The 25,798-nt window shown below is 75.3% G+C and carries 25 protein-coding genes, 1 tRNA gene and 1 other RNA gene; 11 read left to right on the forward strand and 16 right to left on the reverse strand.

The window, feature by feature from the left end; genetic code table 11:
* Positions 1-23 precede the first annotated feature (23 nt).
* On the reverse strand, positions 24-845 hold the full coding sequence (locus IEV86_RS10790; protein WP_043603336.1) for a CPBP family glutamic-type intramembrane protease: 822 nt from the start codon (positions 843-845) through the stop codon (positions 24-26).
* Positions 846-946: 101 nt separating this feature from the next.
* Between IEV86_RS10790 and IEV86_RS10795 the strand changes: the two genes are divergently transcribed.
* Positions 947-1,675 (forward strand): LmeA family phospholipid-binding protein, encoded by a 729-nt coding sequence (locus IEV86_RS10795; RefSeq protein ID WP_043603229.1) that lies wholly within the window; start codon positions 947-949, stop codon positions 1,673-1,675.
* Between the two features lie 239 nt (positions 1,676-1,914).
* Here IEV86_RS10795 and IEV86_RS10800 read toward each other — a convergent pair whose 3' ends face one another.
* The 4 genes from IEV86_RS10800 to IEV86_RS10815 form a co-directional block, all read right to left on the reverse strand.
* Complete coding sequence (locus IEV86_RS10800; protein ID WP_043603338.1) at positions 1,915-2,313, reverse strand: YchJ family protein; 399 nt, start codon at positions 2,311-2,313, stop codon at positions 1,915-1,917.
* 212 nt (positions 2,314-2,525) lie between these two features.
* Positions 2,526-3,704 carry a hypothetical protein gene (locus IEV86_RS10805; protein WP_152605551.1) on the reverse strand — a complete coding sequence of 393 codons (1,179 nt, stop codon included), beginning with the start codon at positions 3,702-3,704 and terminating at the stop codon, positions 2,526-2,528.
* Positions 3,701-4,564 carry a cytochrome c biogenesis CcdA family protein gene (locus IEV86_RS10810; RefSeq protein ID WP_043603233.1) on the reverse strand — a complete coding sequence of 288 codons (864 nt, stop codon included), beginning with the start codon at positions 4,562-4,564 and terminating at the stop codon, positions 3,701-3,703. Before IEV86_RS10810 ends, IEV86_RS10805 begins: the two co-directional genes overlap by 4 nt.
* Positions 4,564-5,358, reverse strand: coding sequence for a DsbA family protein (locus IEV86_RS10815; protein ID WP_043603235.1), 795 nt, complete (start codon positions 5,356-5,358; stop codon positions 4,564-4,566). Before IEV86_RS10815 ends, IEV86_RS10810 begins: the two co-directional genes overlap by 1 nt.
* 156 nt (positions 5,359-5,514) lie before the next feature.
* On the opposite strand from IEV86_RS10815, the gene IEV86_RS10820 reads away from it, so the two are divergent.
* Together IEV86_RS10820 and IEV86_RS10825 are read left to right on the forward strand one after the other, a co-directional pair.
* Entirely contained in the window at positions 5,515-6,081 is a 567-nt protein-coding gene (locus tag IEV86_RS10820; protein ID WP_043603236.1) for a hypothetical protein, read from the forward strand.
* Positions 6,074-6,445, forward strand: coding sequence for a BlaI/MecI/CopY family transcriptional regulator (locus IEV86_RS10825; protein WP_043603238.1), 372 nt, complete (start codon positions 6,074-6,076; stop codon positions 6,443-6,445). The genes IEV86_RS10820 and IEV86_RS10825 overlap by 8 nt, the downstream gene beginning before the upstream one ends.
* On the opposite strand, the gene IEV86_RS10830 is transcribed toward IEV86_RS10825, so the two are convergent.
* Positions 6,432-7,121, reverse strand: coding sequence for a maleylpyruvate isomerase family mycothiol-dependent enzyme (locus IEV86_RS10830; RefSeq protein ID WP_081978503.1), 690 nt, complete (start codon positions 7,119-7,121; stop codon positions 6,432-6,434). The genes IEV86_RS10825 and IEV86_RS10830 overlap by 14 nt on opposite strands.
* 120 nt (positions 7,122-7,241) lie before the next feature.
* Complete coding sequence (locus IEV86_RS10835; protein WP_043603240.1) at positions 7,242-7,856, reverse strand: TetR/AcrR family transcriptional regulator; 615 nt, start codon at positions 7,854-7,856, stop codon at positions 7,242-7,244.
* Positions 7,857-7,955: 99 nt separating this feature from the next.
* Between IEV86_RS10835 and IEV86_RS10840 the strand changes: the two genes are divergently transcribed.
* Positions 7,956-8,864, forward strand: a complete 909-nt coding sequence (locus tag IEV86_RS10840) for an ABC transporter ATP-binding protein (protein ID WP_043603241.1) — start codon at positions 7,956-7,958, stop codon at positions 8,862-8,864.
* Complete coding sequence (locus IEV86_RS10845; RefSeq protein ID WP_043603243.1) at positions 8,861-10,462, forward strand: ABC transporter permease; 1,602 nt, start codon at positions 8,861-8,863, stop codon at positions 10,460-10,462. The genes IEV86_RS10840 and IEV86_RS10845 overlap by 4 nt, the downstream gene beginning before the upstream one ends.
* 86 nt (positions 10,463-10,548) lie before the next feature.
* On the opposite strand, the gene IEV86_RS10850 is transcribed toward IEV86_RS10845, so the two are convergent.
* From IEV86_RS10850 to IEV86_RS10870, 6 genes are all read right to left on the reverse strand, one after another.
* A tRNA-Ser gene (locus IEV86_RS10850) sits at positions 10,549-10,633 on the reverse strand.
* A gap of 80 nt (positions 10,634-10,713) precedes the next feature.
* A complete protein-coding gene (locus IEV86_RS10855) occupies positions 10,714-11,823 on the reverse strand; it encodes an isopenicillin N synthase family dioxygenase (RefSeq protein WP_229734613.1) in 1,110 nt (369 codons plus the stop codon).
* A gap of 35 nt (positions 11,824-11,858) precedes the next feature.
* Positions 11,859-11,945, reverse strand: a complete 87-nt coding sequence (locus tag IEV86_RS18230) for a putative leader peptide (protein ID WP_368731351.1) — start codon at positions 11,943-11,945, stop codon at positions 11,859-11,861.
* 69 nt (positions 11,946-12,014) lie between these two features.
* A complete protein-coding gene (locus tag IEV86_RS10860) occupies positions 12,015-12,944 on the reverse strand; it encodes a hypothetical protein (RefSeq protein ID WP_043603246.1) in 930 nt (309 codons plus the stop codon).
* A 16-nt stretch (positions 12,945-12,960) separates the two neighbouring features.
* A complete protein-coding gene (locus IEV86_RS10865; RefSeq protein ID WP_043603347.1) occupies positions 12,961-13,356 on the reverse strand; it encodes a VOC family protein in 396 nt (131 codons plus the stop codon).
* Between the two features lie 2 nt (positions 13,357-13,358).
* Positions 13,359-13,634: an ArsR/SmtB family transcription factor gene (locus tag IEV86_RS10870; protein WP_043603248.1), complete on the reverse strand. Its 276-nt coding sequence runs from the start codon at positions 13,632-13,634 to the stop codon at positions 13,359-13,361.
* A gap of 229 nt (positions 13,635-13,863) precedes the next feature.
* Here IEV86_RS10870 and ffs point away from each other — a divergent pair.
* An RNA gene (gene ffs, locus IEV86_RS10875) (signal recognition particle sRNA small type) lies at positions 13,864-13,960 on the forward strand.
* Positions 13,961-14,105: 145 nt separating this feature from the next.
* Here the strand turns inward: ffs and IEV86_RS10880 are convergent.
* Positions 14,106-16,289, reverse strand: a complete 2,184-nt coding sequence (locus tag IEV86_RS10880; RefSeq protein WP_161784015.1) for an HNH endonuclease family protein — start codon at positions 16,287-16,289, stop codon at positions 14,106-14,108.
* Between the two features lie 125 nt (positions 16,290-16,414).
* Complete coding sequence (locus IEV86_RS10885) at positions 16,415-17,098, reverse strand: GOLPH3/VPS74 family protein (RefSeq protein WP_043603250.1); 684 nt, start codon at positions 17,096-17,098, stop codon at positions 16,415-16,417.
* 142 nt (positions 17,099-17,240) lie between these two features.
* Between IEV86_RS10885 and IEV86_RS10890 the strand changes: the two genes are divergently transcribed.
* The 5 genes from IEV86_RS10890 (at position 17,241) to IEV86_RS10910 (ending at position 24,036) form a co-directional block, all read left to right on the forward strand.
* Positions 17,241-17,801, forward strand: a complete 561-nt coding sequence (locus tag IEV86_RS10890) for a gluconokinase (protein WP_052425904.1) — start codon at positions 17,241-17,243, stop codon at positions 17,799-17,801.
* A 51-nt stretch (positions 17,802-17,852) separates the two neighbouring features.
* Positions 17,853-19,235 (forward strand): GntP family permease, encoded by a 1,383-nt coding sequence (locus IEV86_RS10895; protein WP_043603252.1) that lies wholly within the window; start codon positions 17,853-17,855, stop codon positions 19,233-19,235.
* A 158-nt stretch (positions 19,236-19,393) separates the two neighbouring features.
* A complete protein-coding gene (gene aroA, locus IEV86_RS10900; RefSeq protein WP_043603254.1) occupies positions 19,394-20,644 on the forward strand; it encodes a 3-phosphoshikimate 1-carboxyvinyltransferase in 1,251 nt (416 codons plus the stop codon).
* 64 nt (positions 20,645-20,708) lie between these two features.
* Positions 20,709-23,417: a DNA polymerase III subunit gamma and tau gene (locus tag IEV86_RS10905; RefSeq protein WP_043603256.1), complete on the forward strand. Its 2,709-nt coding sequence runs from the start codon at positions 20,709-20,711 to the stop codon at positions 23,415-23,417.
* Positions 23,418-23,421: 4 nt separating this feature from the next.
* Complete coding sequence (locus tag IEV86_RS10910) at positions 23,422-24,036, forward strand: GNAT family N-acetyltransferase (protein WP_052425891.1); 615 nt, start codon at positions 23,422-23,424, stop codon at positions 24,034-24,036.
* 72 nt (positions 24,037-24,108) lie between these two features.
* On the opposite strand, the gene IEV86_RS10915 is transcribed toward IEV86_RS10910, so the two are convergent.
* The gene (locus tag IEV86_RS10915) at positions 24,109-25,587 is read right to left on the reverse strand and encodes a gluconokinase (protein WP_043603258.1); all 1,479 of its coding nucleotides are present in this window, start codon (positions 25,585-25,587) and stop codon (positions 24,109-24,111) included.
* Between the last annotated feature and the right edge of the window lie 211 nt (positions 25,588-25,798).

The raw sequence follows: 25,798 nt of genomic DNA on the forward strand, positions 1-25,798 counted from the left end.
CGGGGGAGGGTCGCGTCCCGACGTCAGTAGACGAAGATCGGGAACAGCGACGGCACGTTCACGTGCACGATCGCCATGAACACGATCGCGTCGAACAGCAGGTGCACGACCAGGACGAGCGTGAGCGACCCGGTGTGCTTGAAGATCAGGCCCTGGAGCAGCGCGAACGGGATCGTCAGCAGCGGCCCCCACGAGCGGTAGCCGAGCTCCCACAGGAACGACACGAAGATCGCGGCCTGGAGCAGGTTCGCCTGCCACCACGGGAAGTGGCGCAGCAGCAGCGCGAAGCACGTGCAGATGAAGAACAGCTCGTCCCACGTGCCGACCCCGTTGACACCGACGAAGAACCGCGCGAGCTGGTCGGTCTCGGTGATCTCGGGCCAGTTCCGGTAGGCGCCGGACCGGATGAAGTAGAACGGCAGGATCGCCCAGCCCAGCAGCGGCACCGCGACGATGTAGGCCTTCTCGATCGTCGGCCAGCTCTTCCCGGTCCGCCACGGGAACCGGATCGCGCGTCGTCGGAACACGAAGCGGTCGACGAGGAACGGCACGGCGACCGCGAGCGTGAGGGCCGTGCCGATCGCGATGAAGCGTGGCCACGAGACGTCGGCCTCCATCGACGTCGTGCTGACGATCGCGACGCCGAGGCCGATGAGGAACAGGTCCTTGCCGAGACCGCGGTCGACGAGGAACGCGGCGACGACGCTCGCCACGAGCACCACGTAGGCGAGCGGTCGCACGTGCAGGCCGAACATGAGCACGGCCGACGCCGAGAGCCCGACGGCCGGCGCGAGCCTCGCCCACGTCGCGGTGGGGGCCTCGGCGTCGGGGGTCGTCGTGGTCACGGGACCGAGCATGCCGTGTGCGGGCCGCCTGGTCGCGGCGTGGCGACTCGGTGACACGCCAGGCCGTGCCGCCGTCGCGCGACCACGACAGACTGGCCGGCATGGAGCGACGGCGCGTTCTCGACGGTCTGGTCGGAGCCGCCGTCATGCTGCTCGTCCTGGTGCTGCTCGCCGTCGTCGCGTTCCTCCTGCTGAGCGAGCCCGCGGGGGACGCGGGCGCCGCGTCGTCGTCGGCGGGTGGTGGTGTCAGGCCCGGCGCGAGCGGAGACGGCGAAGGAGCGGCGGCGCCCCCGACGGATCTCGCCGACGGCGAGGTGTGGCTCGGCGACGTCGCGCTCGAGGCCGGTGCGCTCGCGACCGCCGACGGCGTCCTGCACGACGTGCGCGCCGACGGCGTCGACGTCCGGACCGGCCCGGAAGGGCTGACGGCGGCGTCGATGGTGCTCGACGCGACGGTGCCGTTCGACCTGGTCGCCGAGCAGGTCGGCGACGGCGTCGTCGTCGGGGCGGGGCCGCGTGGTCAGGCCACGGTCACGCGCGGCGCGGAGCTGCTGGGCCGTCGGCTGGACGTGTCCGCGACGGGGACCGTCGAGGTGGTGCGAGGGCGGCTCGTCATCGAGCCGACGTCGATCGACGTCGGGGGACCTGCGTTCCTGTCCGACGTCCTGGGCACGGTCGTGCGCGAGCTCGTGACGATCGAGCACCAGATCGAGGGGCTGCCCGAGGGCATGGTGCTCGACGACGTCGAGGTGCAGCCCGACGGATTCCGCGCGCGCCTCGTCGGCGACGACGTGCGGCTCGCACCGGGAGACCTCGCCGTCGCGCCGTGACGCCGCCGCGCCCAGCCGCCGCCCCCGTCGACGAAGACCCACTGTCGCCCTGCGCCCGCCACCCCGCGCCCGCCACCCCTCGCCCGCCGCCCCGCGTCCGCTTCCCCTCGCCCAGTTCGCGCATCCCGTGCCGAGTTCGCGTCCGAGGAACGCGAGCTCGACCCAGGACACGCGAACTCGCGGCGGGGAGGGGCGGGAGGGAGCGGGGGAGGGAGCGCGGGCGGGGAGGGAAGAGCGGGTCAGGACGTGCCGACGTCCCCGTCGACGTAGAGCCACTGCCGCCCCGACCGGACGAACCGGCTGACCTCGTGCAGCGTCCCGGAGCCGTCGGGTGACCGGTGGAAGGCGCGGAACTCGACCACGCCGTCGTCGTCGAGGAGCCGTCCGCGGTCGGTGCGCAGCACGTCGAGGCGGTACCAGCGCGTCCCTGGGTCGAGCACCAGGTCCGTGGGCCGGGTGCTCGGGTGCCACGTGCGCAGCAGGTGCTCGGCGTCCCCGACCGCGAACGCGCTGAACCGGGACCGCATGAGCGCCTCGGCCGTGGGTGCCGACGCGCCCGCGTGGAACGGGCCGCAGCACTCCTCGTACGTCAGCCCGCTGCTGCACGGACAGCGTGACGGCCTCGTCGCGCGCGTCATGATGCGGGCGAACCCAGGTCGAGCGAGCCCGTCGTCGTCCGACGGGTCGCCGCGACGACCGCCCACCACCTGATCTCCGGACCCACGACCGCCACCTCGTCCGCCGAGGCGCCCCGGCGGGGCGCTGCGCCCGGGATGCTACGCGCGGCGGCCGTCAGCGGCGGTCAGCGGGCGGTCAGCGGTGGCCGTCAGCGGCGGTCAGCGGGCGGCGGTCATCGCCCGTCAGGGGTCGACGTCGTGAGGAGCACCCACTCGTCGGTGAGCATCGCCGCCGCGCCGGTCGCGGCGACGACGGCGGGTACTGCGAGCCCGCCCGGGCCGGGTGCGTCGTAGGCGACCGCGTCGGCACCCGTCGCCGTGTTGACGACCATCACCTCGTCGCCCACCCGCAGGTACGCCAGGACACCGGCGACCGCCGCGAGCTCCGCGCCCTCGGGCACGTCGCGCGACCACACGGGCCCGTCGTCCGCGTGGGCGCTCAGGGTCCCGTCGCCGAGCGCGACGACGCCACCCAGCACCGCGTCCGCGCGGACGTCGCGCACGTCGGTCGCGACCACCGCGCCGTCGTCCAGGGCCACCAGCGTCCCGGTCCGCGGCCCGCCGTCGTCGTCCGCGCCGACCACGAGCATCCCGGGCGGTGGCGTCGCCTCCGCGACCAGGGCGGGGGTCGCGTCGGGCGGGAGGTCCAGCTCCGCGGGGCCGACGGTCCAGCGGAGGTCGCCGTCGTGCGTCGCCCGGAGGTCCGTGCCGCTGCGGCTGACGACGACGCCGGCGCGCTCCGCGAGCACGACGCCGTCGGCGGGCGCGTCGACCGTCGCGCCCGTGCGGGCGTCGAGTGCCACCCGCGCCGCGCCCGTCCCGACGACGAGCCCCGGGCCGGCCGGCTCCCCGGGCACCCTCACCGGACCCCACACGGGCTCACCCGAGACGAGGTCGTACGCCGCGGCCGACCAGTCGGTGCCGCCCGTCGGCACGCTCAGCACGGCGAGCGCGCGCCCGTCGGCGCGGGTCAGGTCCACGCGCGTCGTGTCGGGCCCGCTCGCCGTCCACAGGACCGTGCCCGTGGAGTCGACGGCGATGACGGCGTCGTCGCCCGCCGGCGTGGTGCCGGGGCCGACGAAGACGCCGTCGGCCTCGAGCGGCGCACCCACCCAGCCCGGTGCGACCGCGTCGTGGTCGACGTACCCGTACGGGAGCATGCCCGGGTCGGGCTCGGCCGTCGGCGCCGGCTCCCCGCCCGCGACCGGCGGTTCGAGCGGGGCGGGTGACGCCGCGGCCGTCACCGCGGGCGGCGCCCCGCCCGGTCCCGTGCAGGCGGCCAACCCGGCGACCACGACGGCCGCGGAGACGACGGCGGTGGACGTCGAGGCGCGCACCGGCGGGCGCCTCACGGGCGGTCCTCGGCGTGCTCGGGAGCGCTCGTCGTCGCGCGGCGGCGCACGAGCCACCACAGCGCGAGGGCGCCGATCGCGAGGACACCCACCGTCACGACGTCCGGCACCGCGGCGCCCCAGGCGACCACGCGCTCCTGGAGGTCCGCCTGAACGTGCGTCGGGACGAGCTCGGGGGCCGCCGTCATGCCGTTGGTCGTCACGAAGACGACGCCCACGGCGACGAGCAGCAGACCCGTCACGAGCGACGTGCTGTGGAGCCGCAGGCGGCCGACGGCGACCTCACGGCCTCGCAGGAACGACCGTCCGACGCTCGCGCCACGGCGGGCCCACAGCCACGCGATGCCGACGAGCGGCAGCACCATCCCCGCCGCGTAGACGGCGAGCATCGTCCCGCCCAGGACCGCGGAGCCGCTCGCGGCCGCGAGGGTCAGGACGGCACCGAGGATCGGCCCGGCGCAGAAGCCCGCGACGCCCGACACCGTTCCCAGGAGGAAGGTGCGGGGCAGGCCGTCGCGCGAGCGTCCGGCCACCTCGAGACGGCCGGAGCCGGGGACGAGACGGCGCAGGTCGAAGCCGCGTCCGAGCGCCTGCATCACACCGAAGGCGATGACGAGCCAGCCGGTGACCGCCACGAGGATGTCGCGGTGCTGCGTGAGTGCCGCGCCGAGCAGCGCCGCACCCAGGCCGAGGGGCACGAGGGTCACGGTGAGGCCGAGGTAGAAGACGGTGCCGTGGGCCAGGAGACGCGGGCCGGCGCCGATCGTGCCCGCGAAGAACGCGGGCAGCAGGAGCGCACCGCAGGGACTGAGCAGCGCGAGGGCTCCGCCGAGGAGAGCGGTGAGGTAGCCGACCTCCATCAGCCCGCCGCCCGCGCGAGCGCCTGCTCCACGGCGGTGACGAACACCTCCGTCGGCTGCGCCCCGACGAGCGGCGTGCCGCCCACCAGGAAGGAGGGGGTCGAGAACGCGCCGACCGCCGCCGCCTCGTCCTCGTTGACCTGCACGGCGGCGTCGACCTCGGCCGAGGTCAGGTCCTGGGCGAAGCGGTCGGCGTCGAGCCCGAGGGAGTCGGCGAGCGCGACGAGCGACTCCTCGCTCAGCTCGTCGCGGGAGCGCTTCTCGCCGTCCGCGAAGAGCCCGTGGTGGTAGTCGAGGAAGCCGCCCTGCAGCCCGGCGGCGTAGGCGGCCCGGGCGGCGCGGGCGGAGTCGGGGCCGAAGACCGCGATGTCGCGCCACTCGATGCGCAGGTCACCGGCCTCGACGTACGGCTCCATCGCGGGGAGCGTGCGGTCCGACCACACGGCGCAGAAGGGGCACTGGTAGTCCGAGTAGACGACCATCACGACCGGGGCGTCGACCGGCCCGACGGCCAGCGGGTCCGCGGGGTCGCGGCGCGCCAGGTCGATCTCGGGCTCGTCCTCGGGCTCGACGACGCGCGCCGCCGGGCCGTCCTCCGGCGCGCCGTCCTCCTGCGCGCCGTCGTCCTGCCCAGCCTGCCCCGCAGCGGGCGCGGTGCCGGCGGCCGCGGACGGCGAACGGCCGGTCTGCGTCAGCGCGACGACCACGAGCGCGAGGGCGACGAGCGCGATGAGGACCGGCGCCGTCCACGAGCGGCGGGACGGGTGGGGTGCGTCGGGGCGCGGTGAGGTCACGAGGTCGTCTCCCAGGGGTGGTGTGCGTCGCCGATGCCGGCCTGCGCGAGTGCCGGCCGCCTCGGTCTACTATCTGGCGTCGTAGCGCTCTATGCACCATAGTAGGCACGGCCCGGGCGATGCCCGGAACCCCGACGACGACAACGGAGAGTCCCCATGAACGTCGCCACTCAGCCCGCCGCTCCTGGGCCGGTGGAGACCGTCGGTGTCGCCCTGCGGTCGTGGACACCGCGGCAGTGGGTCGCGGCGGGGCTCTTCACCGTGGCGTTCGCCCTGCTCATCGGCATCCCGACCGTCCTCATCCCGAACCCGGTGTTCGGCCGCGAGATCCCGGTCGTCGCGTGGAACTACCCGGCGTGGATCGCGACCTCGGTCCTCGCCGGCATGCTCGCGGCCACGTACGTCCGGCCCCGCCGGCTCGCCGGCGCGCCCGGCGCCGTCGACGGCGGCGCGCTCGCGGGCGACGCCCCGGACGAGGTCGACCGCCCGAGCCGCCTAGGTATGGTCGGCGGCGTGCTCACGTGGTTCGCCGTCGGTTGCCCCGTGTGCAACAAGGTCGCCCTCCTCGCGCTCGGCTACTCCGGTGCGCTGACGTGGTTCGCGCCCGTGCAGCCGTACCTCGCGGGCGTCGCGCTCCTGCTCACGGCGGGGGCGCTCGTCGTCCGGCTGCGCGGCCAGGTCGCGTGCCCGGTGCCGGCGGTGCCGGCGGTGCCGCGTGGCTGAGGAGTACCCCCGGCTCGGGACGCTCGAGCACCAGGTGATGGACGTCCTGTGGGACTGTCCCGACGAGCTGTGCGCCCGCCGTGTGCTCGAACGGCTCGCGACGACGTCGCTCGCCTACACGACCGTCGCGACCGTGCTCACGAACCTCACGCGCAAGGGCATGCTCGAGCGGATGAGCACGCTGCGGTCGTGGGCGTACCGGCCGACCATGAGCCGCAGCGAGTACGTCGCGGGCTGCATGGTCCAGACGCTCCGCGGCGCGGAGGACCGGGCGGCCGCGCTCCAGGAGCTCGTCGGGCGGCTGGGGGACGGTGAGCGCGAGGCGCTCCGGGGTGCGCTCGAGGGGCGCCCTACGCCGCGCTGAGCCGTCCCCGCAGCAGGGGGACGCCGGGGCCGTCGAGCTCCTCCAGGTAGGCGGGCCGACCGGCCATGGCCATCACCAGGGCGAGCGTCGAGCCGGTCACGCGCGGTCCCTCGCCCGCGCGGAACGGGCCGTCGTCGGCCTCCAGGGTGAGACCCGCCGCATGTGTCCGGCTCGCGACGGCGAAGTCGCGCCGCGCGAAGAAGTCGGCGACGGCGGTGAGCGCCGCGACGCCCGGCACGCGCGTCAGCCCGAGCGGCCGGCGGACGTCCTGCGCGTGGACGACGACCTCGCCGAGGTAGGCGGCCGTGTCGCGCGACGGTGCCGTGGTGCTCCCGACGACGGCGCGGAAGCGGTCGAGCGTCGCTGCGGGCGTGCCCCCACGGTGCTCGTCGATGCGCCGCCGGTTGTGGACGTCGGGACGGAAGCGCGCCCCGACCATGCTGCGCAGCCACGCCCACCGGGTCGTGCTCGCCGCGGCGACGAGGTGCGCGACGACGTCCTCGACGTCCCACTCGCCGCACAGGGTGCCGTGCCGCCACTGCTCGGCGGTGAGGCCCGCCAGGTCCTCGGCGAGGGCGGCCCGCTCGGCGCGGACGAAGGCCCACAGCTCGTCGTCGGACCGTCCGGCGGGCCGACGCCCCGTGCCCTGATCCGTGCGTCCCTCGTCCGGTGTCATGACTGCCCCCTCGTCCCGACCGCGACCTCCGACGACGTCACCCTGTCGGTCGCCGCGCGGTGCGTCCACCTCGGGTGAGGTGGGGAGGCCCCGTTCCGTTCGGCGGGTGCTCCGGGCCGGCTAGAGGTCCGGGCCTCGGTGGGTGCCGGTCAGGTACCGCTGGATCGTCGGGGCGACCTCGTCGACCAGCTCCTCGACGGTCAGGTCCGCGATGGGCCGCGCCTTGAGCACGTGACGCGCCACCGCGACGCCGAAGAGGTGGGCCGCGGCCAGCGCGATGTGACGCAGGCGCTCGGGCGTCATCCCCGGCTGGTCCGCGGCCCGGGACATGAGGGTGTCGCGGAGCATCTCGGCCGCCCGCGGCGACGCGGTCGCCGACCGCACCAGGGCGAGCACGACGGGTCGTGTGCCCGGGTCCTCCCACACCCGCAGGTACGCGGTGGTCAGTGCCCGCCCCGCCGACGACGGGTCCCCGCCCAGCTGGGAGAGCACCTGGAGCGGGATGGTCGTGCGGTCCGCCACCGCGGTGGCGAAGAGGGTCTCCTTGTCGCCGAAGAAGTGCCGCACGAGGGCCGGGTCGACGCCGGCTGCTCCGGCGATCGCCCGGAGGGACGCGCCGTCGTAGCCGTGCTCGGCGAAGAGCGCCAGGGCGGCGTCGAGGATCGCGTCCCGGGTCCCGCTGTCGCCCGCCCTCCGGCCCGTCGGGCGCCGCCGCGCCGTCGTCTCGCCCGCCATGGGGCCACTCTAACTCCACACTTGTGGAATTCCCCACCTGCGGAGTTAACTGGGCGGAGGTCGGCAGCGCGCCGCGCGGCCGCGACGAGGAGAAGACCGATGAGCGAGTCACGTGCGGTGGTCGACGTCCAGGGGCTGACGAAGGCCTTCGGGAGGTTCCGGGCCCTGGACGGCCTCGACCTCGAGGTGCACCGCGGCGAGGTGCACGGGTTCCTCGGCCCGAACGGGGCGGGCAAGTCGACGACGATCAGGGTCCTCCTCGGTCTGCTCAAGGCCGACGGCGGGCACGTCCGACTGCTCGGGGGGGACCCGTGGACGGACGTCGTCGAGCTGCACCGGCGGCTCGCGTACGTTCCGGGTGACGTGTCGCTGTGGCCGGGCATGACCGGCGGCGAGGCCATCGACCTCCTCGGCTCCCTGCGCGGCGGCCTGGACGAGAGGCGGCGCTCCGAGCTCGTCGAGCGGTTCGAGCTGGACCCGACCAAGCGCGGGAGGCAGTACTCGAAGGGCAACCGCCAGAAGGTCGCGATCGTGGCCGCCCTCGCGTCCGACGCGGAGCTGCTGGTGCTCGACGAGCCGACCTCGGGCCTCGACCCGCTCATGGAGAACGTGTTCCAGGAGGTCATCGCCGAGGCGCAGGCACGCGGGACGACGGTGCTGCTGTCGAGCCACATCCTCGCCGAGGTCGAGACGCTGGCGGACCGGCTGAGCATCATCCGCGACGGCCGCATCGTGCAGCGGGGCACCCTCGCCGAGCTGCGTGGCAGGACGCGCACGACCATCCGCGCGACCCTCGAGCGGGTCCCCGACGGCACCGCCCTGGCCGCGTTCGACGACGTGCACACGGACGGGAGCGCTCTGTGGGGGACCGTCGAGTCGAAGCGCATCGGTGAGGTCATGGCCGTGCTGACCCCTGCGGGCCTCACGTCGCTGACGGTCACGCCGCCGTCGCTCGAGAGCCTCTTCCTGCGGCTCTACGCCGGAGAGACGGTCGAGGCCGCACGATGAGCGCGGTCGCCGTCCCGCTCACGGGGACCAGGCAGCTGCTGCACGCCTCGCTGCGCCACGACGGGCGCCTCTTCGCGCCGTGGGTCGCAGCCGTGACCGTCCTCTCGGCGTCGTCCGTGCTGATCTACCCGTTCGTCTTCCCGGACCAGTCGGACCGGCTGGCGCTCTCCGCAGCGATCGGCACCAACCCCGCGCTCGGCCTGATCTTCGGTCCGGCGCGCGACCTCAGCACCGTCGACGGCTTCAACGCCTGGCGCAGCCTCGCGCTGGGTGGGTTCCTCGTCGGCCTGGGTGCCATCTTCGCGGTGGTCCGCGCGACGCGGGCGCAGGAGGACTCGGGTCAGGCCGAGCTCCTCGCATCCGGCGTCATGGGTCGGTCCAGCCGGCTCATGAGCGGCATCGGCATCGCGCTCCTCGGGTCGGTGGCCGCCGGCGTCGTCGCGGGCGTCGTCACGGTGCTGTGCGGCGGGGGCTGGGAGACCTCGCTGCTGCTGGGCGCGACCTTCACGGCGACCGGCTGGATGTTCGCGTCCGTCGCGGCGGTGACGGCGCAGCTCGGCGGCGACGCGCGCACGGCCAGCTCGCTCGCGGTCGGGACCCTCGGGGCGCTCTACGTGCTGCGCGGGTTCTGCACCTCGCTCGAGCTGCCGTCCTGGACGGTCTGGGCCAACCCGCTGGGCTGGACGCTCGAGACGCGGCCCGCGAGCGGTGACCGCTGGAGCCCGCTGCTGCTGGCCCTCGCGTTCACCGTCGCGCTCGTCGTGGTGGCGTTCGTGCTGCAGGGTCGGCGGGACTTCGGGCAGGGCTCCATCGCGCAGCGCCCCGGTCCTGCGCGGGGTGCCGCCCGCAGCACGTGGCGGCTGGCCCTCCGCCTCAACGCCCCGCAGGCGATCACCTGGACCGTGGCCTTCGCGATGCTCGGGGTGGTGTTCGGGTACTTCGTCGCCTCGGTCGACGACCTGTTCAGCGGCGAGGCCGGGGTCCAGCAGATCCTCGCGTCGGGCGCGACGACGCCGGACGAGCTCACGGCGGCGTTCGTCCGCACGATCCTCAGCCTCGTCGGCATCATCGCGGCGGTGCCGGGGGTGCAGGTGCTCCTCAAGGTCCGGGCCGAGGAGCTGGCGGACCGGGTCGAGCCGGTCATGGCCGGCGCCGTCCGCAGGGAGCGCTACTACGCCAGCAACGTGCTGCTCGCCGTGGCCGGGTCGACCGTCTACGTGCTGCTCGCGGGCACGCTCGTCGCGCTCCTGGCGTCGAGGGCCGACGTCGGGGTCACCTTCGCGGACGTCCTTCTCCAGGCGGTCGCCATCGCGCCCGCCGTCTGGACCGTCGTCGCGGTGTCGGTCGCGGTGGTGGGCGCCCGTCCGGCTGCGAGCCTCGTCGCGTGGGTCGGGGTGCTGCTCTCCTTCGGCCTGACGCTCCTCGGCCCGACGTTCGGGCTCGACGACTGGGTCCTCGGCATCAGCCCTTTCTGGCACGTGCCCGCCGTCACCGCCGTCGGCCCGGACTGGTCGGGGCTCGGGTGGGTCTCCCTGGTGACCGCGGGTCTGGTCGCCGTCGGCTTCGCGGGCTTCCGACGGCGCGACCTGGCGCGGTGACGGAGGCGGCCTCCAGACGGCCCGCGCCCGCTGACGACGAAGGGCCCGCTCCCTGCGTTGACGCAGGTCACGGGCCCTTCTTCCGGCGGAGGATGGGGGATTCGAACCCCCGAGGGTGTTACCCCAACACGCTTTCCAAGCGTGCGCCATAGGCCACTAGGCGAATCCTCCCGGCCCGTAGAGGGTACCGGACCCCGACCGTGGTCGTGCACGGCCGGGGCCCGGCGCCCGCTACGGGTGACCGGCGCTCCTCAGCGGACGAGCAGGTGCTGGTGGTGCGCCTCGACGACGTTCGGGTGGGCGCGCACGCGGCTCTTGAGCGCGTTGTACCCGTACTCGTCGCGGATCTCGTCGTCGTCGGCGTCCCGCGCCACACCGCGGGCCCGCACGGCCAGCTCGGCCGGGAGCTCGAGCCGCGGGAACCGCGCGTCGAGCCGCGGGTTGTGGAAGTACGGGACGGACACGCGGTCGGTGCCGGGCGGCGGGGCGAGCACGCGGTGGCGGGTCGCGCGGAGGAAGCCGTCGGTGGCCCACTCGAGCATCTCGCCGATGTTGACGATGAGCGCGCCCTCGATCGGCAGGGCGTCGATCGCCTCACCCTGGTACTCGACCTGGAGCCCGGCCTTGCCCGGCTCGACGAGCAGGAGCGTGAGGACGCCGAAGTCGTTGTGCCAGCCGACGCCCTGGTCGGTGCCGCCCTCGACGCGTCCGGGGTAGCGGACGACCTTCGTGAGCGAGGCGGGCAGGTCGCCGAATGCGTCGTCGAACACGTCGGGGCGCTGGCCGAGCGACTCGGCCCACGCGCGCAGGAGGCGGTCCGCGACCGACTCCATCGCGGCGTTCCACTCCGTGACGACCTCGCGCAGCGCGGGCAGCTGCGCGGGCCACAGGTTCGGGCCCTGGAGGACGTTGTAGTCGGGGTGGCCGTCGCCCGTGGGCAGCACGGGCCGCTCGGGGCCGACGTCGATCTGCTCGCGCCAGTCGACCTTGCCCTGCGTCAGCTCGCCGCCGACGCGCGTGTAGCCGCGGAAGTGCGGGCTGTGGGTGTTCTCGATCGCGAGCTTGTCCGCCTCGGGGAGCGCGAAGAACTCGCGTGCGGTCGAGACGAGGCGGCCGGGCAGGTCGGTGTCGATGCCGTGGCCGACGAGGTAGAAGAAGCCGTAGCTGTGGGTCGCCTCGCGCAGGTCGGTGCGGAACTGCTCGGCGGTGGCCGGGTCGTCCGCGAGCGACAGGTCGAGGACGGGCAGGGCCGCCGGGCGCGGTCCGGTGGTCGCGTCGGCGTCGGCGTGGGCGGCAGGCGTGGGAGCGAACGTGGGGGCCGGCATGGAGGCAGGCAGGGGTGCGGGCATGGAGGTGCTCATGGGTGATCGGGGCCTTCTGGTGCGTGCGGTCGGGGTCAGCGGAGGTGCGCGTGACCCGGACACAGGCAGCTGGCCGTACGGCGCAGGTCCACGTGGACCCGGGCGACCAGGAGCAGAGGCATGGCGCGACTGTAACCCGCGTCACCCGCCGCGGGAACGGGGTGTCCACGGCCGCCGACGACGCCCGCCCCTCAGTCGCCGATCGACGCGACGACCCGCGCGAGGACCTCGTCCGGCAGGGGGCCCGGCACGGCCAGCTCCCAGTGCCAGCCGTCGGCGTCCCACCGGTGCACGTGCCCACGGCCGTCCGGGTCGGGCCAGCGGTCGAGCCAGTGGGGCGGCGGGGTGCCGTCGGTGGGCCAGCGCGCGATCTCCGCCCAGCCGCGCACCTCGAGCGTCGCGCTGAAGGCGCCGGTCGCGGGGTCGCCGTCCAGCACCTGCCGCGCGACGCCGTCGGGCCACCACCTCGGCACGGGGACGTGCATCTCCGACAGTGCCCGTCGGCGCTCGTCGTCGGCCGCGATCTCGGCCGCGAGGTCCGTCCGGACCAGCCCGTCCCAGCCGAACGTCCCGTCCGGGACCTCGACGTCGGGCTCGAACGCCGTCATCTCGACGAGCACCCCCGCCTCGGGCACGGCCAGGCGCAGCACGGTCCCGGTCTCGTCGTCGACGGCGACGCGGAGCGGGTGCGGCTTGTGCGGCGGGGGCGCGAGCACGTACTCCCACGCGCGCCGGCCGGCCACCCGGACCTCCGCCCCGAGGCCGAGCGGGACCGAGAAGTCGTCGCGGTCCGTGAACCGCTCGACCGTGCCCGTGAGCAGGAGTGTCGGGTCGCCCGGCCCGCCGAGGTGCACGATGGCGTTCGGGCTCAGGCGCTGCATCGCACGGCCACCGGACCGCACGAACGTGCCGTCGGGTCCGCGCACGTAGCGCACGCCGTCGTCGTCCTCGATGCGCCAGAGGTGCGGCGCCGCGTGCCAGAACCGCGTCGTGCCCTCGGTGGCGTCGTCGTCGGGGCCGCCGCCGGGCTCGCGGTACCGCAGCTCGCCGCGCGCCGTGCGGCAGCCGACGGCGGCCATCCGTCCGACGACGTGGTTCCAGGGCGGGGCGCCGTCGCTCATGGTCGGACCGTAGAGGTCAGGGCTGCGCGGGGGAGGCGATCTGGATGAGGTTCCCGCAGGTGTCGTCGAGGACGGCGGTGACGAACGGGCCCATCGGCGCGGGCTCCTGCGTGAACGTGACACCGAGGGCCCGCAGCCGCTCGAACTCGGCGGCGACGTCCTCCACGCCGAAGACCGTGAACGGGATGCCGTCGGCGCTGATGCCTGCCTTGAAGGGCTTGGCGGCAGGGTGCTCGTCGGGCTCCAGGACGAGCTGCACGCCGTCGGGGTCGTCGGGGGAGACGACGGTGAGCCAGCGGTGCTCGCCCATGGGGATGTCGTCCTTGGTCACGAAGCCGAGGACGTCGGTGTAGAACCGGTGCGCCTTCTCCTGGTCGTCGACGAACACGCTGGTCATGGTGATGCGCGGCATGGTCACCCTCCGGTCGTGGGCCACCGGGCGGGGATCTCGCCCAGGGGTGCGGTGTGGACGTGGTGGAACGTGTAGCGGCCCTCGCGGCGGCGCGACACGAGGCCGGCGTCGACGAGGACGTCGAGGTGCTGCGACACCGCCTGGCGCGACGACGCGACGTCGTGCTTGGTGACCAGGCGCGTGCAGAGCTCGAACAGGGTCTGCCCGTCACGCTCGACGAGCTCGTCGAGGATCGCGCGCCGGGTCGGGTCGGCGATCGCTCGGTAGACGTCGCCCATGCGTCGACCATAGGCAAGCAGCCACTTGCATGTCAACGGCGCGGCGCCTCGTCGGGTGGACCGGCCCGCACCCCGCGCGGGCGGATCCACCCACGCCCCGGCGCGGTCGAGGTGCCCCTGTCGAGCGGGTGGATCGACCCGCGCCCGACGCGGTCGGATCCACCCGGCTGCCGGCCCGGGCACCGGGATGCGTGCGTCGGGGCACCCGTGGAGCTGGGCTAGGCTTGTCCCAGACCCCTCGTGCGGCGTCATCTCGCTGAACTCCCCCAGGGCCGGAAGGCAGCAAGGGCAGGTGAGCTCTGGCGGGTGTGCGGGGGGTCCTTGCATGCCCGGGCGCGTGCGGTGCGGTTCGGTGCACGACGACGACGCCGCGCCCCAGGTGGCACGCACCGCGCCCCAGGTGCCCCGCACCGGGCCCCCGGTGCCCCGCACCGCGCCCCCGGTGCCACGCACCGCGCCCGAGCCGCCCCGTCAGCAGGTCGCGAGCATCTCCGCCAGGGCCGCGCGCTCGGCCGACGTCACCGTCAGCGACCACGTGACCTTGATCGTCGCCCAGTCGGTCGCGTACGCGCACCACGACCCGACGGCGGGCGGGCGCCAGACCTCCGGCCCGTGGGCGCTCTTCGCCTGGTTGAGCCCGTCCTCCATGGCGTTGAGGTGCCCGTCGTGGACGAGGTCGTTGGCGAACGCCTGCTTGGTCGCGGCGTCCCACGCCCAGCCGCCCGACACGTGGGCGTTGTGCAGCGCGACCGTGTGGTCGATGTCGACGTCCGCGGGCAGCGTCCAGGACGTGCCGCCCCACGGGTCGTACCAGGCGCCGGCGACCACGTTGCAGCCCGCGGCGTCGAGCGTCACGGGGACGAGCGACTCCTCGATGAGCACCTCGTCACGCGTGTCCTGGCAGTCGCCGTCGGCGTCGACCCAGTGCCTCCACTCGTCCCGGTCGTAGGGGACCGGCGACGAGGCGGGCGCCACGACGAGCGCGTCGAGCAGGTCGGACCCGGGCGCCGGCCCGCTGGGCGGCCCGGTGAGGTAGCCGAAGACGTCGACGATCACGTCGGTGCGCGTGGGCGTGTAGACGGTGAAGCGCCCGCCGTCACCGAGCGCCGCGATGACCGCCGTCGCGACCGTCTGGCCCCTGCCGACGTAGTTGACGTTCGACGAGGCGCCGGGCGAGCCCTGGCCCGTCGGGAACACCTGGAGGTAGCCGGTGCCGGCGGTCTCGGTCGCGGTGACGTTGGTGACCAGGCCGGCGAGGCCCTCCGACGGCAGCCCCTGCCTCCCTGCGGGTGCGACCTCGAGCTGACCGCCCGACGCGAGCGGCGACCCCGGTCGCGTGTCCGTGAGCCGTGCGGGTGTCACGGGCACGAAGAGTCCCTCGGTCGACACCGCTGCGGTCTCGTCCGTGTACCAGCCGAGCACGTCGACGATCACGTGCGTGCCGTTCGCGGTGTAGAGGCGGACCGACCCGTCCGCCCCGAGCGGCACGACGACGAGGTTCGCGACGGTCTGCCCGGCGCCCGTGAGGTTGACGTTCGACGTGGTGCCGAGCGCGGTGGGGCCGCCGTCGGGCACCACCTGGACGAAGCCGGGCGCGAGGCTCTCGGTCGCCGTGACCGAGAGGGCGACGGCCGAGGCGTTCCAGGGCACCCCGGCGGCCCCGGCGAGGGCCACCGTCACGCTCTCGCCCGGACGCAGCGCGGGCGTGGGGTCCGGCGCGGGCGGCGGGGGAGGAGGCGGCGTCGTCGGCGGAGGCGGGGTGGTGGGCGGCGGGACGGGGCTCGACGGTGCGCCCGGCAGCGACTCGCACGGGATGAGGTCGCCGTCGGCGTCGAGCTGCGCGACGTCCCCGTACTCGGGGTAGTAGCGCCAGAACCAGTCGTTCGCGTCGGACCACCGCGAGAAGTCGCCGCAGTTCTTGGTGTTGCCCGGGTTCGGCAGGGCCGCCGTGACCAGGAGAGCCGGCATGCCCGTCCGGTCGCGCGAGTCGAGCACGCGGGTCGGCGTGACGCCGTGGAAGCGGCCGGCGGCGCTCGCGTCGGTCGACGTGTAGTAGCCCATGACGTCCGCGACGAGGTGGCCGCCCGCGACGTCGTACAGCGTGACCCGACCGCCGTCGCCCACCGGGACGGTGACGAGGTTGGCGACGGTCTGGCCGCCGCGGATCGCGTTGAGGTTCGACGACGCACCGAGCGTCCCCGAGCCCGTCGGCAGCGCCTGCACGTAGCCCGGCTGCCTGGAGCCGACGAGCGTGAGGTTGAGGGTCACGGCGGTCACGCCGCTCGACGGGACGCCGCCCCGCCCGGTGACCTGCAGGTGGAGCTGCGCGCCCGGACGAGGCGCACCCTGCGGGGCGCCGAGGCCGGAGCGTGTGTCGAGGACGCGCGCCGGAGCGACCGGCACGTAGGCGCTGGTGCCGGCGAGGGCGCCTGCGGTGGCGGTGTCCGTGGTCTCCGTCGGTGCGGTCGTCGCAGTCCCGGTCGTCGCGGTCGGCGGGGCTGCCGCCGCCGGTGGGGCGACGAGCGACGCCGCGAGCCCCAGCACCGCCGCGGCGGCCAGTCCCGCCCCGCGCCCCGCCCTCGTCCGGACCTGAACCCCGCGCACCCTTGCCCGCACCTGCACCACGACCCATCGCTCCTGGACGTCACCGTCCATCGGCGCATCGACGGATCCTGGAGACGCCTTGAGCCCGAAACGCCGGATTCGCCCGGATGGAGCAGCGGCGTCGTCCGCGGTCGGGAGGTCCGCCCCGGAGGTCCGCCCGGGCGGCCCGGCCCGCCTCAGCTGCTCGCTGCCTCCGCCGCGCCCGCCGCCGTCACGGCCGCCATCGTCGCGGCGTTGACCGCCTCGATCGCCTTGCGGACCGCGTCGCCCGCGACGTGGTGGCGTGCGATCGCGCCGGCCCGGGCCTTGAGGGTCCGCCGGTCGAGGCCGAGGTCGCCGAACTGCTTCGGCACGACGTCGAGCGCGTGCAGGACCGCGACGAGCGACGCCTCGCGGTCGCTCGGCGGGCGGCCGGTGAGCAGGACGTCACGGAGCCCGGCACGGACCGCCGCCTCGTGCGAGGAGTCGACGGCGGGCCACGCCCGCGTCGGGAAGATCCCCAGGACCGTCCCGTGCTCGGCGCGCAGGATGCCGCGCGCGACGAGCCGGTCGCGCAGGGCGTCCTTGAGCCCCTTGCCGATCGGGCCGAGCGCGTTCTGCGGCGTCCGGGGTGCGCCCGCGGCGAGCCGTCGCAGCGCCTCGTCGAGGACCGGGTCGCCCGTGGGCGCACCGGTCACGGGCACGACCACCGCGCGGCTCGTGAACCGACCCTGCACCGTCCGCACCTCGGCCCGGCGCGCGATGACGAGCTCGACGAGCACCGACCCGGCGAGCGCCAGGTCGAGGCGCTGGCCGTCGACGACGGCCTTGCCGGTCGCGTCGTCGATGAGCAGGAGCAGCAGGTCCTCGGCGATCAGCATGGCGTCACGCTAGGACGGCGCCGCGCGCGGCCGGATCCGTCCCGGGGACGAGCCCGCGCGTCCGTCCCGCGGCCGACGGCGCCTCCGCCCGGGCGGGCGCGAGAGGTCGCGCGCGGCGGCCGGACCGACCATGGTGGTCCCCATGAGCGACGACGGCGACGACGCCGAGGTGCAGCACCTCGTCGTCATGGGGGTGTCCGGCTCGGGCAAGACGACGCTCGCGCTGATCCTCGAACGGCGGCTCGACTGGCCGTACGCGGAGGCGGACGAGTTCCACCCGCCGAAGAACATCGCGAAGATGGAGGCGGGCACGCCCCTCACCGACGAGGACCGCCTGCCCTGGCTGCAGAAGATGCGCGACGCGCTGACCGAGCACGCGCGCGAGGGGCGCTCGGCCATCGTCACCTGCAGCGCGCTCAAGCGCTCCTACCGCGACGTGCTGCGCGAGGCGCAGGGACGTGTGCGGTTCGTGCACCTCACGGCGGACCCTGCCCTCATCGAGCGGCGCATCAGCGGCCGGACCGGGCACTTCATGCCGGCCTCCTTGCTGCCGTCGCAGCTCGGCTCGCTCGAGCCGCTCGAGCCCGACGAGGACGGCGTCGTCGTCCTCGTCGACGTGCCGCCCGAGGAGGTCGCGGACCGTGCGCTCGCGGGCCTCGGCCTCGACGCGCAGTCGCGCGCCGACGACGAGATCAAGGACTGACGACCCGACGACATTCACGACCAGCGCCACCGGCGCGGCAAGGGGGAGATCGTGGCACCAGAGGGCTGGGAGCAGACGCTGACCGCGGGTCCGCTGCTCGCCATCGCGGCGGCGGCGATCGCCGTCCTGCTCGTCCTGATCATCTGGCTGAGGGTGCACGCCTTCCTCGCCCTGATCGTCGTCAGCCTGCTGACGGCCGTCGCGGCGGGCATCCCCGCGAACCAGGTCGTCAACGTGCTGACCGGCGGGTTCGGCACGACGCTCGGCTCCGTCGCACTGCTCGTGGGGCTCGGCGCGATGCTCGGCCGGATGGTCGAGACGTCCGGCGGCGCGAAGGTCATGGCGGACTCGATGGTCCGCCGGTTCGGCGAGGACCGGGCTCCGCTCGCGCTGGGCGTCGCGTCTCTGCTCTTCGGCTTCCCGATCTTCTTCGACGCCGGCCTGGTCGTGATGCTGCCCATCGTCTTCGCCGTCGCGCGGCGCGTGGGCGGCTCGATGCTCCTCTACGGCCTCCCGGTCGCGGGTGCGTTCTCGGTCATGCACGTGTTCGTCCCACCGCACCCGGGCCCCGTCGCGGCGTCGGAGCTGCTGGGCGCGGACCCGGGCCTCGTCATCCTGCTCGGCCTCGTCCTCGCGATCCCGACCTGGTACGTCACGTCGTACCTGTTCGGCGTCTGGGCGGGGAAGCGGTGGGTCCTGCCCGTCCCGGAGATCCTCGGCCGCGCCGACGAGGACCACCCCGACAACCCGCCGTCGCTCGGCACCGTCGTCGGCCTCCTGCTGCTGCCGCTCGTCCTCATCTTCCTCAACACGGGCCTCGACACGCTGCGCGCCGCGGGCGTCGTCGACGGCGACGCGACGTGGGTCGCCGTCCTGCGGACGCTCGGCTCCACGCCTGTCGCGCTGCTCATCGCCGTCCTCGTCGCCGCCTGGGTGCTCGGACGGCGCCGCGGACGCGAGAAGACCGTGATCGAGAAGCTGCTCGACTCGGCGCTCGGCCCCGTCGCGTCGGTCATCCTCATCACCGGGGCGGGCGGCATGTTCGGCGGCGTGCTGCGCGCCTCAGGCATCGGCGACGCGCTCGCCGACGTGCTCGGGGACGTCGGGCTGCCGATCATCGCGGCCGGCTTCATCATCTCGACGATCCTGCGCGTCGCGCAGGGCTCGGCGACCGTCGCGCTCATCACGACCGCAGGCCTCATCCAGCCCGCGGTCGCGGCCGGGGACTTCAGCGCGATCCAGTCCGCCGCGATCGTCCTCGCCGTCGCCGCCGGGTCGGTCATGATCTCGCACGTCAACGACTCGGGGTTCTGGCTCGTCGGCCGGTTCTTCGGCATGGACGTCCGCACGACGCTCAAGACGTGGACCGTGCTGGAGACCCTCATCGGCCTCATGGGCTTCGCGATCGCGGTGGTCTTCTTCCTCATCGGGTAGGCGCGGCGCCCGACCGGCCGTGGCGAGCGCCCTCCCAGGGTGCCCGCCCGCCCGGTGGGGTCCGTCGCCCCGGGAGGCGGACGACGACGTCGTCGCGCGGCGTGCGTGGGTAACCTCGCCGTGCTCCTCGGCCGACGGGGGGCGGGAGGAGCAGCCCGATGGCCGTCGTCGAGATCCCCGGATCGAAGTCCGTGACCGCGCGCGCCCTCGCCCTCGCGGCGGGCGGACGCGGCGAGACCGTCCTCGAGCGGCCGCTGCACTCGGACGACACCGAGGCGTTCGCGGAGGGGCTCCGCTCGCTCGGCTACGAGGTCCGGCTCGCGCCGGGCGCGTGGACGGTGGTCGGCAGCCCCGACGGGCCGCCCGCCGCCGAGGCGTCGGTGTTCAGCCGCGACGCGGGCACCGCCGCGCGCTTCCTGCCCGCGCTGGCCGCCGTCGGGCGCGGCACGTACCGGTTCGACGGGTCGGAGCAGATGCGGCGGCGTCCGGTCGGCCCGCTCGTCGCGGCGCTCCGCGCGATCGGGGCACAGGTCACGCACGACGGCGCCGAGGGGCACCTGCCGATCACGGTCGTCACGACCGACGCGGAGGGCGGCACGGGCGGCGGGCTCGCGATCGACGCGTCGGTGTCGTCGCAGTTCCTCACGGCGCTCCTGCTCGCGGCGCCGCGCATGCCGCGCGGGCTGCGCGTCGAGGTGACCGACATGGTGTCGCGGCCGTACGTGGACATGACCGTCGCGATGATGGAGGCGTTCGGCGTCGTCGTCGGGCGCGAGGGCGACACGTTCACGGTCGCCAACCAGGACTACGCGGGGCGCCGGTACCCGGTCGAGCCCGACGCGTCGACCGCGAGCTACGTCTTCGCGGCCGCGGCCCTCACGGGCGGGACCGTGACGGTCCCGGGTCTCGGTCGGGGTGCGCTCCAGGGGGACCTCGCCTTCGTCGACGTGCTCGCGCGGATGGGTGCGGACGTCGTCGTCGAGGCCGACCGGACGACCGTCACCGGCACCGGGCGGCTGCGCGGGCTCACGGTGAACATGCGCGACATCAGCGACACGATGCCGACCCTCGCGGCGATCGCGCCGTTCGCGGACGGCCCCGTGCGCATCGAGGACGTCGCGAACACGCGGGTCAAGGAGAGCGACCGGCTCGAGGCGTGCGCGGTCAACCTGCGACGGCTCGCGATCGACGTCGCGACCGGTCCGGACTGGATCGAGATCCACCCCGGGACGCCGCGCGGAGCGGAGATCGCGTGCTTCGCGGACCACCGGATCGCGATGAGCTTCTCGGTGACCGGCCTGCGGACGCCCGGCCTGACGCTCGACGACCCGGCGTGCGTCCGCAAGACGTTCCCCGAGTTCCACGAGGTCTTCGCGGCGCTGCGCGAGCAGCTGCCGGCCGCCGGCTGACGCCCGTCCACGGGCACGTCGGCCCACGTCCCGGCTGTCGGCGTCGGCGTCTACCCTCGGAGCCGTGACCCAAGCCCTGTACCGCCGCTACCGGCCCGAGACCTTCACGGAGGTCATCGGTCAGGAGCACGTCACCGGACCGCTCATGCAGGCGCTCCGCGCGGGCAAGTACACGCACGCCTACCTGTTCTCGGGTCCGCGCGGGTGCGGCAAGACGACGTCGGCGCGCATCCTCGCGCGCTGCCTCAACTGCGCCGAGGGCCCGACGGACACCCCGTGCGGCGTGTGCCCGTCGTGCGTCGAGCTCGCGCGCGGCGGGGCGGGGAGCCTCGACGTCGTCGAGATCGACGCGGCGAGCCACAACGGCGTCGACGACGCGCGGGACCTGCGCGAGCGCGCGGCCTTCGCCCCCGCGCGTGACCGCTTCAAGATCTTCATCCTCGACGAGGCCCACATGGTCACGCCGCAGGGGTTCAACGCGCTGCTCAAGATCGTCGAGGAGCCGCCGCCGCACGTGAAGTTCGTCTTCGCGACGACGGAGCCGGACAAGGTCATCGGCACCATCCGGTCGCGCACGCACCACTACCCGTTCCGCCTCGTCCCGCCGGACACGCTCCAGCCCTACCTCGAGCAGGTGTGCCAGGCCGAGGGCGTCGCCGTCGGGTCCGGCGTCCTGCCCCTCGTGGTCCGGGCCGGCGGCGGATCCGTCCGCGACTCGCTCTCGGTGCTCGACCAGCTCGTGGCCGGGGCCGACGAGCGCGGGCTCGACTACGAGCGCGCCGTCGCGCTGCTCGGCTACACGCACGCCGCGCTGCTCGACGACGCGGTCGACGCGGTCGCGGCGCGCGACGGGGCGAGCGCGTTCCGCGTGGTCGACCGGGTCATCTCCTCCGGGCACGAGCCGCGGCGCTTCGTCGAGGACCTCCTGGAGCGCCTCCGCGACCTCATCGTCATCGCCGCCTCGGGCGACGCGGCCCGCGCCGTGCTGCGGGACCTGCCGACCGACCAGCTCGAGCGGATGGCCGCGCAGGCGTCGACCCTGGGCCCGGCCGAGCTGTCGCGCTCGGCCGACCTCGTCAACGAGGCGCTCACCGAGATGACCGGCGCGACGTCGCCCCGGCTGCACCTCGAGCTCCTCGTCGCGCGGCTCCTGCTGCCCGCCGTCGACGACGGTGCGCGCGGCCTCGCGCCCCGCGTCGAGCGGCTCGAGCGCGAGATGACCGGAGGGGTGCGTGCGGTCCCGGCGTCGGCCGCGCCCGCCCCGGTGCCCGACCCGGTGCCCGTCGCGACCGTCCGACGGGAGCCGGTGGCTGCTGCTCCGGTGGCGGCGCCCGTTCCGGACCCGGAGGTCCCCGCGCGGCCGGCGACGCCCGCTCCGGTCCCTGTGGCGTCCGGCGACGACGACGGACCCGGTCAGGGCCTCGGTCAGGGGGCCGCGGCCCACGGTCCGGCCGGATCCGCAGACGCGCCGACGCGCGTGCCGCAGGCACCGTCGGGACGGGCGGCAGCCGAGCCTGCTGCCGCAGCCGAACCTGCTGCGGCAGTCGCGCCTGCTGCGACCGCCGCACCCGGTGCTCCCGCCGCGAGCGACGAGCCGCGCGGGCATGCCGCCCAGCCCGCGCCCGCACCCGAAGCCCGGCAGTCCGGCTCCACGCCCGACGCCCGGCAGCCCCGGTCCGCGCCCGACGACCTCCCGCACAGCCCTGCGGCGACCGGTCCGGCAGGTGGCGTCGACGCCGAGACGGTCCGCCGCCGGTGGGCCGAGGTCCTGCAGACCCTCAAGGGGCTGCGGATGGCCACCTGGGTCCTCGTGAGCCAGAACGCGCACGTCGCGGGGATCACGGGCGACCGCCTCACCCTCGCCTTCAGCACCCCGCAGCTCGCGACGACGTTCCGCAGCGGACCGCACGCCGACAACGTGCGTCGTGCGCTCCACGAGACGCTCGGGCTCGAGGTGCGCGTGGAGACCGCGCTCGCCGACGAGCCCCCCGCACCTGCCCCGTCGTCGTCCACGCCTGCCGCTGACCGTGGCCCGCGCGCGGTCTCGGCCGCTGAGGCTGCGGCGTCGTGGGACGTCCCGGTCGCGCGCGTCGCACCCGCCGCCGCACCTGAGGGCGAGCGCCCCGCCGCCTCCGACCGACCGGGACGGGCGGACGCACCGACCGGTCCCGGCCAGGGGGCGTCGCACGGACGCCCGGGCGCGCCGGACACCACAGGCGGGAACCGGCCTTCGGGTCGGTCGGCCGTCGTGGAGGGCGGTGCCGATCGACCTGGTGCCGCCGGGCCGTCCCGCCCCGCCGCCGGCACGGGAGACGCGGGCTCCCGCCCCGCCGTCGGCACTGGAGACGCGGGCTCCCGCCCCGCCGTCGGCACGGGGGACGCCGGCGCGCGGCCCGCCGCGAACCTCGGCCCCGAGGCGGACGAGCCCCCGCCGCCGTGGGACGTGCCCGGCGAGGAGCCGATCCCGGACGGTCCCGAGCCGTTCGACGAGTACGCCGCCCCGTCGTCGTCACCCGGCCGAGGGGCGCGGACCGCGGGCGCCGGAGGCGACGCAGGAGCCACGGGCGGCCCGGGCGGGCCGGCTCAGTCGCCGCGCGCTCGTGCCTTCGCGGCCGCAGCTGCCGCCGGTCCCGCTGCGGGGCCGCGCTACGACGACGGTGAGGACGCCGACCCGGACGACCCCGACATCGGCGCGTCCGGCCTCGTGGGAGCCCCGCTCATCGCCCAGATGCTCGGCGGCACGGTCATCGACGAGATCCCGGACGACGTCTGACGCCATGACGTCCCGCCCACCGGCGACCGCGCCCGAGGTCCGGACGGTCCTCGGGCGTGCCTACGTCGACGACCCGCTGATGGCCTGGGCCTTCCCGGACGAGGCGACGCGCCTCGACGCGGTCGCCGCGTGGGTCGGCCTCTTCGCCGAGCGGGCGCTCGAGGCCGGTCACGTCGACGTCGTGCGGCGCGAGGGCGCCGTCGTCGCCGTGGCCACCTGGCGCCTGCCCGACGACCCGGTCCCGTCAGCGCGGACCCTCCCGTCCGTGCCGGGGCTGCTCACCGCGTTGGTGGGCGCCGGCCACGCGACGGTGGTCGGCGCCGGGCTCGCGCGCATGCGTCCGCTCGTGCCGAGCCGGCCGCACGCGTACCTCCACATGCTCGCCGTCGACCCGGAGCACCGGGGCCGGGGACTCGCACGGGAGGTGCTCGGGCACGGCCTCGTGCGTGCGCGGGAGCGGGGGCTCGGCGTGCACCTGGAGACGACCAACCCCTCGGTCGTCCCGTTCTACGAGCGGAACGGGTGGTCGGCGTCCGGTCGCGTCCTGCTCGCCGACGGCGGTCCGGAGCTCGTCGCCATGTGGCGTCCGGCCGAGGCGGGCCTCTCCGGCGCCCGCTGAGGCCGGTCGCGCCGGTCCCGGCACGGCTGAGGGCCCGGTCCTGCCGGTCCCCGGCAGGCAAGGAGATCGCGGTCAGGCGAGCAGGACCTCGTCGTAGACACGGGCGAACTGCCGGCGGCGCTCGCGGTAGTGGTCGGCGTGCGCGGGAGCCGGCTCGTACGTCCGGCCTGTCACGCGGGGCGCCCGCGCGACGTCCGGCGCGAGCACGTCCAGGGCGAGCAGGGCGGTCCCGCGTGCCGTCGACCGCTTGCGGGTCACGTGGGTCACCGGGCGCCCGAGCACGTCCGCGAGCACCTGCAGCCACTGCGGGTGGTCGTTGGTCACCCGCCCGGACGCGGCGACCTCGACCACGTCGGGTGCCGCGGGGCCGAGCTCGTCGGCGACGCGGGCGTACGTCATCGCGACGCCCTCGACGATCCCGCGGAAGACGGAGTCCGCATCGGTCGCCGCCGAGAGCCCCGTCATCACGGCGCGCGCGTCGCTCACCCACCCGGGTGCCCGCTCACCCGTCAGGTACGGCAGGACCAGCGGGGTCGCCGTCGTCGGCGGTGCGGCGAGCACCGCGCGCAGGTCCGGTCCCAAACGCAGGGTGCTCTCGGCCCAGCTCACCGCCCTGCCCACGTCGTTGAGGGCCCCGCCCAGCAGCGTCCGCCGCGCGTCGACGCGGTAGCTCCACAGCCCGAACGGCAGCGGGTCGGCCGGGCCGTCGAGGAGGACGCGCAGCGCCCCGCTCGTCGCCGTCGCGGCGGCCAGGACCGTCGCGTCGGTGGCGCCGGCCCCCACGTTGCTCGCGAAGCCGTCCGTCACGACCGGGAACCACGCGGCGCCCCGCAGCGCCGGCCACCGTGACGGCACCTCGGGGTGCGCGGGTGCGGACGGGTCGAGCCCCGCGGAGATCCGGTCCGCGGCGACCCCGGCGGCGTCGAGCAGCTCCGGGTCGAGCACGCCCGTCCGGCGGTCGAGCAGGCCCGTCCAGGCCGCGGTGGACGTGCCGCACAGCGGCTCGCCGACCAGCCGGTTCAGGACGTGCTCACCGAGGGACCAGAACGCCGCCGCGTCGTCGACGGCGCGGGGTCGCGTCGCCCGCAGCCAGCGCAGACGCGGTGCGTGGTAGCTCGTGTGGATCCGGGTGCCGGTCCGCTGGTGCAGCGCGCGCTCGTCGAGCTCGGCCCGCAGCGCGACGACCTCACCCGCGGAGCGCGAGTCGGCGTAGGTGAAGCACGGCGTCAGCGCGCCCCCGCCCGCGTCGACGGCGACGAGCGACGACGCGAACGTGTCCATCGCGACCCCGGCCACGCGGCCGACGGGGACGCCCGTCGTCACCGCGTCCAGGATCGCGGCGATCTCGTCCGCGACCTGGTCCGGGCCGATGACCGACGTGCCGTCGGCGGCGACGGTGAACGCGTGCGGGACCTTGTGCTGGTGTCCCCTCACCGGGCGTCCCGTCGCGTCGTACAGCCCGCCCCGGCTCGCGGTGGACCCCACGTCGAGCGCGACGACGAGCGGGTCCTGCGCGAGCTCCAGAGCGACGTCGTCGCCGGTCCTGGCCATGGGCGCTCCTCCCGCAGGGTCCGCGACGACGGTATCGAGGACGCGCTGAGGGCGCCGGTCGGGCCGGCCTCGCGTCGCGGTGGGCCCGCTCGGTCGGGCTCGTCCCGCGGCCGCCGTGGTGGTCCCGGTTCTGACGCCACCGTCCGAGGACCACCGCGGGCCCGCGGCCCCGGCCGGTCGCGGCACGCCGCGGAGCTCGCTGACGACTACC

Origin of the sequence: Cellulomonas carbonis (assembly GCF_014636275.1) — a bacterium.
Lineage (GTDB): Bacteria > Actinomycetota > Actinomycetes > Actinomycetales > Cellulomonadaceae > Actinotalea > Actinotalea carbonis.